The organism is uncultured Corynebacterium sp. (assembly GCF_945649885.1).
Taxonomy (GTDB): domain Bacteria; phylum Actinomycetota; class Actinomycetes; order Mycobacteriales; family Mycobacteriaceae; genus Corynebacterium.
In genome coordinates, this window is the sequence record NZ_CALZFS010000103.1 from 1 (window position 1) to 10535 (window position 10535).

The 10535-nt window shown below is 59.1% G+C and carries 11 protein-coding genes; 6 read left to right on the forward strand and 5 right to left on the reverse strand.

All coding sequences use genetic code 11. The annotated features are described in order from the left end of the window. Positions 1-112: 112 nt before the first annotated feature. The 4 genes from Q0M74_RS10665 to Q0M74_RS10680 all read right to left on the reverse strand — a co-directional run bounded on the left by Q0M74_RS10665 (position 113) and on the right by Q0M74_RS10680 (position 3340). Positions 113-277 carry an RNA helicase gene (locus Q0M74_RS10665; RefSeq protein WP_293954249.1) on the reverse strand — a complete coding sequence of 55 codons (165 nt, stop codon included), beginning with the start codon at positions 275-277 and terminating at the stop codon, positions 113-115. An 18-nt stretch (positions 278-295) separates the two neighbouring features. Beyond that, positions 296-721 carry a hypothetical protein gene (locus tag Q0M74_RS10670; protein WP_293954251.1) on the reverse strand — a complete coding sequence of 142 codons (426 nt, stop codon included), beginning with the start codon at positions 719-721 and terminating at the stop codon, positions 296-298. Positions 722-946: 225 nt separating this feature from the next. Then, entirely contained in the window at positions 947-1951 is a 1005-nt protein-coding gene (locus tag Q0M74_RS10675; RefSeq protein WP_293954253.1) for an IS630 family transposase, read from the reverse strand. 87 nt (positions 1952-2038) lie between these two features. Then, positions 2039-3340, reverse strand: coding sequence for a nitrate/nitrite transporter (locus Q0M74_RS10680; protein ID WP_293954255.1), 1302 nt, complete (start codon positions 3338-3340; stop codon positions 2039-2041). A 275-nt stretch (positions 3341-3615) separates the two neighbouring features. Between Q0M74_RS10680 and Q0M74_RS10685 the strand changes: the two genes are divergently transcribed. The 5 genes from Q0M74_RS10685 to Q0M74_RS10705 all read left to right on the forward strand — a co-directional run bounded on the left by Q0M74_RS10685 (position 3616) and on the right by Q0M74_RS10705 (position 8471). Next, positions 3616-4083: a nucleoside deaminase gene (locus Q0M74_RS10685; RefSeq protein WP_293954257.1), complete on the forward strand. Its 468-nt coding sequence runs from the start codon at positions 3616-3618 to the stop codon at positions 4081-4083. 72 nt (positions 4084-4155) lie between these two features. Beyond that, positions 4156-5100, forward strand: coding sequence for a pyridoxal-phosphate dependent enzyme (locus Q0M74_RS10690; protein ID WP_293954259.1), 945 nt, complete (start codon positions 4156-4158; stop codon positions 5098-5100). Continuing rightward, complete coding sequence (locus Q0M74_RS10695; RefSeq protein ID WP_293954261.1) at positions 5097-7715, forward strand: FAD/NAD(P)-binding protein; 2619 nt, start codon at positions 5097-5099, stop codon at positions 7713-7715. The genes Q0M74_RS10690 and Q0M74_RS10695 overlap by 4 nt, the downstream gene beginning before the upstream one ends. After that, complete coding sequence (locus tag Q0M74_RS10700; protein WP_293954263.1) at positions 7699-7899, forward strand: hypothetical protein; 201 nt, start codon at positions 7699-7701, stop codon at positions 7897-7899. Before Q0M74_RS10695 ends, Q0M74_RS10700 begins: the two co-directional genes overlap by 17 nt. Further along, the gene (locus tag Q0M74_RS10705) at positions 7896-8471 is read left to right on the forward strand and encodes an HD domain-containing protein (protein WP_293954265.1); all 576 of its coding nucleotides are present in this window, start codon (positions 7896-7898) and stop codon (positions 8469-8471) included. The genes Q0M74_RS10700 and Q0M74_RS10705 overlap by 4 nt, the downstream gene beginning before the upstream one ends. On the opposite strand, the gene Q0M74_RS10710 is transcribed toward Q0M74_RS10705, so the two are convergent. Further along, positions 8468-9175, reverse strand: a complete 708-nt coding sequence (locus tag Q0M74_RS10710; protein ID WP_293954267.1) for an IclR family transcriptional regulator — start codon at positions 9173-9175, stop codon at positions 8468-8470. The two genes, Q0M74_RS10705 and Q0M74_RS10710, sit on opposite strands and share 4 nt — an antisense overlap. Before the next feature lie 288 nt (positions 9176-9463). On the opposite strand from Q0M74_RS10710, the gene Q0M74_RS10715 reads away from it, so the two are divergent. Continuing rightward, positions 9464-10535 (forward strand): 3-isopropylmalate dehydratase large subunit (locus tag Q0M74_RS10715; protein WP_293954269.1); only part of this gene is annotated, 1072 nt, incomplete at its 3' end.

The window sequence follows — 10535 nt, forward strand, 5'->3', positions numbered from 1 at the left end:
TACGGGGTACAAAATTAGAAGCACCGGTTCTCTTCATTGAGAATCGGTGCTTTTTTCATGTTGAAATGAGGGGGTAGTAAAATTTCGCCCCTGTGGTTGAAGAATGAAAAGTCTAGTCGGAGAAGCTTGCCAGGTGTGTGATCCTCGGCGTGATGGTGACTTTACTTTTTCCTTCTTCTGATCGCTTGATGAGCAATTTCGCAGCGGCTACCTGTCCGGCCGATGGTCGGGCAGTGGAGACTCGAACCGGAGATTTCTTATTTTCGTCAACCTTCATGGGTAATCCTTTCTAATGCTAGGTTACTGGATTGGTGATGCTGAGCAATGCTGCGTCAATTAATTCTTGCTCGGGCTCTTCTAGATCTGGGTGATTATCTAGAGAATCGAGGAGTGTGACTCCCAGCATGACTTTCGACTCTTCGGGAGAATGGCATAGTTCGCATGCCCACCGCAGATCTGCGTGCCACTCTTTGAGTACTTCCAGTCTCTTGGAGTTTATGACTGTGTGATTGACTCCAAGCCAGGCAATGCAAGCAGCAGCGAGCGGACCACCTACTCGGACGCTGAGGTCAATTAGTGCGAATCTGGTTTTTTCAGCGGTGAGGAAAAGTGCGATGATCATTATTATTAGATAAACGGTAATGAACAGGGAATAGAGCTGTAATGCTGTGGGAAACTTCCCGGTAATAATATTTTTTGATGATCTTGCTTCGTTAGCCACGAACGTCACATTAACTTGCCGGCTTCATATCTGCTTTCCTTGTTGTTGAGAATCTTTCGTATTGGTAGGGATGCGAGTTCCGGAGATTGAATTTGCGCACTGGGTAATTGAAATGCCTGGGTCGTGTCTGGGGTAGACGTTCCGCGCGGTGGTTAGGGGCTTCGGGGATCTGTGAATTTGGGGGTGGACTGATCCCTATTCAGCAGATACCTGTTTATTTTTATTCTAGTGTCCTGCGCCGTTAGTTCGTTGTAATAGTCGGCCCAGTGATTCCAGAATCTCCTCGGCGGTCTTGGTCCAGATAAAGGGCTTCGGATTCTCATTCCACGCCTTGACCCACTCACGGAGGTCTTTTTCCAGGGCCTGGACGCTGCGGTGGTCACTGCGTTGCAGTAGATCGCGGGTGACTTCCGCGAACAGGCGCTCCACCTGGTTGATCCAGGAGGAGTACGTCGGAGTGAAATGCATGTGGAATCGGGGACGTCTGGCAAGCCAGGTAGTGATGGTGGGGTGCTTGTGGGTGCCGTAGTTGTCGCAGATGACATGGACATCCAGGTGCTCGGGCACGGTGTGATCGATCTTGGTCAAAAACTTCTTGAACTCGGTGGCCCGGTGCCGCCGGTGGGTGGAGGCGATCACCGTGCCGTCGTCGACGTTGAGCGCCGCGAATAGGCTGGTGGTGCCGTTGCGGAGATAGTCGTGGGTGCGTTTTTCCGGCATCCCCGGCATCATCGGCAATGCTGGCTGGGACCGGGACAGCGCTTGAACCTGGGACTTTTCATCCACACTGAGCACCACGGCAGACTCCGGCGGGTCGAGGTAGAGTCCGACGATGTCGTAGACCTTCTCCACGAACAGCGGATCATTGGACAATTTGAACCCGTCCGCGCGGTGGGGTTTGAGTCCGAAGGCCTTCCAAATCCGCCCGATCGTCGACTTCGACAGCCCTGACTGCTCGGCCATTTTCGCCCTGGACCAGTGGGTGGCGTTGCTCGGGGTCTGTTCCAGGGTGGCGATGACGACGTCTTCGACCTGATCGGCGGTCACGGTGGGAGGCCGGCTGGGGCGGGGATCGTCGACCAGGCCGTCCAAGCGGTGCTCGATGAACCGCGAGCGCCACTTGGTCACCGTCGCAGCTGAACAACCTATCCGGGCGGCGACATCCTTGTTGGTGATCCCTTCGCCATCAGTGAGAATCAGTTCGGCCTTCGGACGCCCGGTTCGTGCCATAGCCACATTCTACTACTTATCCCATGAACTTAAGACGCAGGACACTAGTAGCAGCCAACGGTTGTAGATAGTCACGTTCGTGTTGGTTTAGATACCGAAGCGCTGCCACAATGGGTCAGGTGAGGTGCGCTTCATCAGGGAGATGGCGCGCACCAGCCAGGCCAGGCAGAAGGCGACCAGGGCAAAGATCACCAGGAAGGTTGCCTGGTCCAGGCCTGTGATTCCTTTGACGCTGGCAAAGAGTGGGGGAAGGAAGGCGCCACCCAGACCGCCGAACATACCCACCAGGCCGCCAACGGAGCCGACGTTGCCGGGGAAGTCGTCGGGGATGTACTTGAACACTGAGGCTTTGCCGATGCCCATGCCCACGCCCAGCATGAAGAGCAAGAAGGTGAAGATCACGATGTTGATCTTGAGGGGGAGAGCGAGGATGCCACTGGTTACCAGCATGATAATCAGGGCGAAGACGGTTGTCTGTCTGGCTCCGAGGCGGTCGGAGAGTGATCCTCCGATGGGGCGCATCAAGGAGGCGGGGAAGATGAACAGTGCTGTCAGGAGTGCTGCGGTGGAGGTGGAGACTTCGTACATGTCGATGTAGTACTTGGGCATCCAGGAGGACAGTGCCACGTAGGCGCCGAAGACAGCGACATAGTAAAGGCTGAAGCGCCAGACGCGGCCTTCCTTCAGGGGTTCGAGCATCTCGGAGAGTTTGCGGCCCTGCCCGGGGCGTTTGTCCTGGGCCGGGGTGGTGAACCAGAGCAGTATCGCGGTGCCCATCAGCGCGATGGAGTAGATGACGGGGACAAGGCGCCAGCCGCCTTCAACCAGGCCTCCGAAGTAGAGGGTGCCGGCGGTGGCGGCGATGAGGACTGGGCCGATGAACTTGGTCACTGATGCACCCACATTGCCGGCGCCGAACACTCCCATGGCCCAACCGTTGCGGCGTTCACTGAACCAGGCAGCCACCCAGGGGGTTCCCACGGAGAAGGAGTTGCCGGCAAGGCCCACGGCGAAGGCGAGGCCCAGGAGCATGGAGTAGGAGTCTGCCCGTGAGACCAGGAAACTGAAGATGGAAGAAAGTACCAGCAGCACTGTCATCACGATGCGTCCACCGACGCGGTCAGTGATGATTCCGGCCGGCAGGCGCCATAATGAGCCATTGAGGATGGCCACGGAGCTGATGAGTGCCAGCTGGACGTCCGTGAGTCCGAATTCCTCCTGGATGGAAATGCCCAGTACGCCGAACATCATCCATGCGGCGAACATCAGGGTGAAGCCAATGGTGGCCATCGACAGTACACGGTAGGCACCGGGAGCTTCCGGAACTGGGCGGTTGGCGGTGGGAGAATCTGTTTGTGGGGTGATTTTTGGACCGCGGGTGTTGGTCATGGAACTCCTCCGAGAAAGGCTCGTTAATAAGTCTAGCTTATCCCAGTTTTAATAAACGCAAACTGAAACGGTGCAAATAAAAACTATTCAACATTTCACCGCCACATAACTCCTGTAGCTTCTGTGATGGTGATCTCACCAGTGCATTTGCCGATATCGCCGAAGATGGGCGGTCCCACCGGGTTGGTGGAAAAATTCTGGAAAACTCCTATGCCAAGGCCCGGGGAAGGACTGCTGCCCAGAACTTTTCAGCCATGTCGGCATAATGAAAAGGTATGAACCTAGAATTTCTCAACCGTGCCATCGAGTTGTCCGAACAGGGGATGAATGCTGGCGAGGGTGGCCCCTTCGGGGCTGTGGTGGTGCACAACAATCAGATCATCGGCGAGGGCTGGAACAGGGTTATCATCACCAACGACCCCACCAGTCATGCGGAGATGATCGCCATCCGGGCAGCCACCGCCAGGCTCGACACCTTTGATCTCAGCGGGTGTGAGCTCTATGCCAATGCCGAGCCCTGCCCGATGTGTGTGGGAGCCATCTACTGGGCACGGTTGAACAGGGTCTTCTTCGCCAACGGTCGGGAGGATGTGGCGGCGATCGGTTTTGCTGATTCCGTGATCTGTGAGGAGTTGTCCAAGCCCCGGGAGGAGCGTCGCATTCCCGCCCATCAGGTTGACAGTCCCGCGGCCGGGACGGTGTTTGAGCAGTGGATGAACAAGGATGACCGGACCCAGTACTGAACATCATGGGGAGTCGGTTGCCTTCCAGTCGTGTGTGACACCGCCAACATAGATATGCGTATGATCGCATGAATGAACGCCATTGAGGGCCCGACAATTGCCGACACGATCGGCAACACCCCACTTGTACGGCTGAACCGGATCTCCAGGGACTGGAACTTCAACCTGTGGGCAAAACTGGAGTACTTCAATCCAGGCGGTAGCGCGAAAGACCGCACCGCACATTCCATGGTGGCCATGAGCAACCTGAAACCAGGGGATACGGTGGTGGAATCAAGCTCCGGAAACCTCGGTATCGCCCTGGCCAGGGAGGCGGTGCTGGGGGACTGGGCCTTCCACTGCGTGGTGGACCCACGTACCAACCGGTCCACGGTCACCCACATGCAGATGCTCGGTGCCGTGGTCCATCAGATCACCGAGCCTGATCCAGAAACCGGTGACTGGCTGGTTGCCCGGCGCACCCGGGTGGCGGAGTTGCTGGGGGAGTTGGAGGGGGCGGTGTGTTTGGATCAGTATTCCAACACGGAGGCGTTTCGTGCGCATCAGGAGGGCACGATGACGGAAATCGTGGGGCAGTTGGGTCGTGCTCCTGACCATGTGTTGGTGGCGGTGAGTACCACCGGAACGGTGGGTGGTTGTTTGCGTCATATTGAGCAGAACAACCTGCACACACAGGTGACGGCGGTTGATGCGGAGGGGTCGGTGCTTTTCGACGGCCACCCCGGTCCCCGTCATCTCCCCGGTTTCGGTGCGGGTATGGTGCCGGAGCTGTCCAGGGGGCTGCGTCCACACCGGGTGTTGCGCATCAATGACCGTGATTCGGTTGCAGGTGCACGTAGGTTGGTGCGCACGGAGGCGATCCTTCCCGGCGCTTCGGGTGGGGCGGTGATTGCGGCCATCGATAAGCTCCAGCATGAGTTCGCGCCGGGTAGTGATGTGGTGATTGTGTTGCATGATAGCGGGACCAGGTATATAGACACGATCTATAACGATAATTGGGTGGAGGAGAATCTGTGATCAGGGTTGCGATTGTCGGTGGGGGTCCACGTGGCCTGTGGGCGGCGGAGGAGCTGTTGGGGCTGGCGAGGGAACGTGGTGTGGAGGTGGATCTCCATGTTTTTGATGATGGCAGGGGTGTTGCCTATGACACCTCGCAGCCGGAGGGGTGGTTGGTTAATGTCAGGTCCTCGCTGATCCGTACTCAGTTGGGCAGTTTTGATCACTGGCGGGCAGCTCGTGGTGATAGCAGTCTGGATGCATTTCCTCCGCGTCGTCTGGTGGGAGAGTTCCTTGCTGATTCCTGGAAGGCTTTGGCGGAGCATGTTCCTGCAGACTGTGCGCTGACCCGCCACCATGTGCATGTGGAGTCCATTGATCCGGAGGGGCGGCAGTGGTGTGTGGATGGTCTGCCCTTTGATGAGGTCCTGCTGGCCACCGGTCACGCCCATGACTGGCCTGGTGCGCTGTGTGTAGAGGATGTGCCGGAGGGGGTCCGTCTGATCACCTCGCCGTACCCAGCCACCAACCTGGAAGGTATCGGGAAGCAGGATCGCGTCCTGGTGCGGGGAGCAGCCCTGACCTTCATTGACATCACCCGGACCTGTTCCCCGGAGGTGTTCATCCCCGTCACCCGTACGGGTCAGCTGATGACTGTGAAACCTGATACCACAGGCCTTGACCTGGATGATCTCCTGGACGCAGGAAAGGAAAGAATTCGTGCTGTCCGCAACCTGGCTGAGCTGGTCCAGGTGTTGGAGGACACCTCCGCGCACATCCAGCAACGAGCAGGCAACAACGATGAATCCTGGGGCATGGGCATTGCCTGGCGCGATATGTACCCCGCCATTGTCGAACGTGCCTCTTACACCGGGCGTGACACCCTCGAGGGCTTCGGTGACCTGGCCCGGGAGATGGAACGCCTGGCCTTTGGCCCACCCCCGGAAAGTGCTGCTTACCTGCAACGCCTCATTGACTCCGGTCGGGTTGACATCACGCATCTGGGCCGGGGTGCCGAACCCGTCGCAGCCCTCAGCCAGGAACTGAATATCACCGTGGTCATCGATGCCATCATCCCACCACCCGGCGTGGTGGCCGGCACCCTGGAAAGCAAGCTTGTCCATGACGGCCACGCCCGCATCCGCCCTGGCACCCGCGGCCTAGACGTTGAACCCGATGGCACCGTCACCGGCCAACAACACCTCGCAGCAGTCGGAAGGATGACTGAAGACGTGGTCCTGGGAAACGACACCCTCTCCCGTACCCTCCACGACGTGATCCCACGCTGGGCGCGCCGGGTGATTGCAGACCCCCAGCAGGCACATGGCATTCCACCGATGACTGCGCGTCTGGAACCGTGGGCCGCAGAACTCGCCGCAGATCCAGCGGCCTGTCGTGAGTTGATCGAGGAGTTCGGCAGCCCGGTCAATGTGCTGCATTCTGGTTCCATGCCCCGAAATATCACTGAGTTGGTGGACGCAGGTAGACAGATGGGTGTGGATACCCGCATTTTCTTTGCACGTAAGGCCAACAAGGGGCTGACCTTTGTGGATGCTGTGCGTGATGCCGGCCACGGTGTGGATGTGGCCAGCGAGCGGGAACTGTCCCAGGTGCTTGGTCGTGGGGTACCGGGGGAGCGGATCATCCTCTCCGCCGCCATCAAACCGGACCGGCTGCTGGAACTGGCCATCGCCAATGGTGTGGTCATCTCTGCGGACTCCCGTGATGAGCTGGGCCGGATTTCTGCCCTGGCAGGCTCCCGTACCGCCCTGGTGGCACCGCGGGTGGCTCCGGACCCAGAGACTTTGCCACCCACCCGTTTCGGTGAGCGCACCCGGGAGTGGGCGCGTCACCTGCGGCAACCAGTTCCGGGTGTGGAGATCGTTGGTCTGCATGTGCATCTCCACGGCTACGCGGCAGATGACCGCGCCACTGCACTGCGGGAATGCTGTGGGCTTATCGACGCCCTGAGCACCTCTGGACATTCTCCCTCCTTCATTGATCTCGGCGGTGGCGTACCTATGAGCTATCTCGATGATGGGCAGCAGTGGGAGCATTATCATTCGGCGCGCCAGGCTGTGCTGGACGGTTACTCTGACCCCTTTACCTGGAAGGCGGATCAGCTTGCCAACACCTACCCCTTCCACCAGTCACCGGTGCGGGGGCCCTGGTTGCAGGAGGTCCTGGGCGATGGGGTGGCTCAGATGCTCATTGACCGTGGACTGAGGCTTCATCTGGAACCGGGCCGCAGCCTGCTTGATGGTTGTGGACTCATCCTGGCAGAGGTGGCCTTTGTGAAAACACGCAGTGACGGCCTCCCACTGGTGGGTCTTGCCATGAACCGCACCCAGTGCCGAACCACCTCAGATGACTACCTGGTGGACCCGCTTCACATCACAGACTCCGCTGATGGTGAGGAAGTGGAAGGCTACCTGGTGGGTGCCTACTGCATTGAGGATGAACTGATCCTGCGGCGTCGCATCAGATTCCCCCAGGGGGTGAAGGTCGGTGATATCATCGGCATTCCCAACACCGCCGGATATTTCATGCATATTCTGGAAAGTGCCTCCCACCAGATCCCCCTGGCCAAGAACGTGGTGTGGCCGGAGAGAGTACTCGATGACATCGACAGATAACAGATCCAGCATGCTCACCGCAGGCATCGTGATCATCATCGCTGGCACGGTCCTTCTGGCTCTGCGCCTCATACTCGGTTACCTGGGAATTTATGGGATCATCTCCAATGTGCTGATCATCCTCACCGGTGTGGTGTGCGTCTGGAAACCCTGGCGTGAACGTCAGAAAGCCCGGCGTCAATGACATTGACACCAAGGTTGCGGAAGGCCATCAACACCGCCAGCGTCGCCCACCGTGACCATGTGCGTAAGGGCAGTGGAATCCCGTATGTCACCCACCTGTTTTCCGTGATGTACCTGTTGGCTTCCGTCACCGACGATGAGGATGTCCTGATCGCAGGACTACTCCACGACACCCTGGAAGACGTACCTGAGCACTATTCGGCCACCCAGCTGGAGCAGGACTTCGGCCCCAGGGTGTTGTCCCTGGTGCGGGATCTGACCAAGGATGATTCCCTTCCCAGATGGAAAGACCGTGCTGATTCCTACCTGGAGCACCTGGAACATGGCGCACACGCCGATGCCGTATTGATCAGTGTTGCGGATAAGACCCACAACCTCATGTCCACCCTGGACGATCATGTGGTGATGGGGGAGCTGCTCTGGGATCGCTTCAACTCCACCAGGCAGGAACAGAAGTGGTGGTATGCCCAGATCCACCGCATAGCGGTGGCACGGCTGGGGGACAATGTCCTCAACGAGCAGTTGGGGCAGCTGGTGGCGCAACTGCGCCACCTACAGGACCCCTGTGACTAGATCAGGGCTCCGAGGCGCTCGGCGGCGTCGATAAGCTCGGTTCCCCACATGCCAGCTGGATGTGGACGCAGGCGTTCGGCCACGCCGGAGATGGAGAGTACCGCAATCATGGAACCATTGGAATCAAAGACGGGACAGGACAGGCTGGCAAGCCCCACCTCGCGCTCACTGACTGATTCGGCCAGGCCTGTAGCACGGACCTGGTCCAGATCAGCAGCGCTGAAGGAATTGGAGGCCACCGAGGTGTTGTAGGCGGCAAACACCCGTGCCGCAGATCCGGCCGTCAGCGGCATGCGGGTACCCACGGGCACGACATTCTTCAGTCCCGAGGAGGGTTCCTGGCTGGCCACACAGGTTCGGGTGGCGCCGGTGAGACGGTAGAGTTGGACGGATTCCCCGGTCCGTTCCATCAGGTCCGACATGATCGGCACGGCAATATCAATCAGGGTGTCGGTACCGCGTGCTCCCAGTGAGGCCAGCCGTGCGCCGATGGTCCACCGGTTATCGCGGGAACGCGCCAGCATGCCGTGGACTTCCAGTGCGGAGGCCAGGCGGTGCGCGGTGGCGCGGGGGAGATCGGTGGCTGCAGCCAGTTCGGCCAGTGAGCGGGGCTGTTCCGCGATGACATTGAGGATCGTCACAGCACGGTCGAGGACCTTGATGCCACTTTCCGTGGTGATCTCTGAAGTTTCTTGCTGTCCCATGCTTCGAATCTATCAGTCCACTGTGTGAGACGTGGAAAGGGTGTGGGGTTTGGGCGCCGTGTTTTGAGGAAACTCTCAGAGGAAGTGACAAAAGGGTGGGGTAATGCGCTATGCTGTCCCATGAAGCGAAATAGTTTTCCCAAGGAGTGGGATTTTCAAGGTTGGTGGGCGGGCATGGTTCCAAGGCGCGGAATTAGCCACCTAAACCCCTCGGCAATCTTCACACCTGCAGAAACACTAACAACAGCAGACACCAACAGTTCACACAGTTAAGGACGGTGAGTTTCCATGACCAGCCCCGTGGATACCAGCACCTCGAATGAGAAGCTGACCCTGGCAGAGAAGGTGTGGCGCGACCATGTCGTGTCCAAGGGAGAAAACGGCGAGCCCGATCTCCTCTACATCGACCTGCAGCTGCTCCATGAAGTCACCTCCCCGCAGGCCTTCGATGGACTCCGCCTGGCAGGACGCCCACTGCGCCACCCGGAACTGCACCTGGCCACAGAGGACCACAACGTGCCCACCGAGGGCATCAAAACCGGTTCCCTGCTGGAGATCAATGATCAGGTATCCCGCCTGCAGGTCTCCACACTGCGTGACAACTGCAAGGAATTCGGCGTCCGCCTCCACCCCATGGGGGATGTCCGACAAGGCATCGTCCACACGGTCGGCCCACAGCTGGGAGCAACCCAGCCCGGCATGACGATTGTCTGTGGCGACTCCCACACCTCCACCCACGGTGCCTTCGGCGCCATGGCATTCGGTATCGGCACCTCCGAGGTCGAGCACGTCATGGCCACCCAGACCCTGTCACTGAAGCCTTTCAAGACCATGGCCATCGAGGTCACCGGCGAACTGCAGCCAGGTGTCTCTTCCAAGGACCTCATCCTGGCCATCATCGCCAAGATCGGCACCGGCGGTGGACAGGGCTACGTCCTGGAATATCGCGGCGAAGCCATCCGCAAGCTGTCCATGGATGCCCGCATGACCATCTGCAACATGTCTATCGAAGCAGGCGCACGCGCCGGCATGATCGCCCCAGACCAGACCACCTTTGACTATGTCCAGGGCCGCGAGATGGCACCGACAGGCGCAGACTGGGATGAGGCAGTGGCCTATTGGAAGACCCTGCCCACCGATGAGGGGGCAGAGTTCGACAAGGTCGTTGCAATCGACGGCTCCTCACTGACCCCATTCATCACCTGGGGTACCAACCCCGGACAGGGGCTGCCGCTGTCGGGAAACGTCCCGCACCCGGAGGACTTCACCAATGACAATGACAAGGCATCCGCGGAGAAGGCCCTGCAGTACATGGACCTGACCCCGGGCACCCCACTGCGCGAGATCGCCATCGACACCG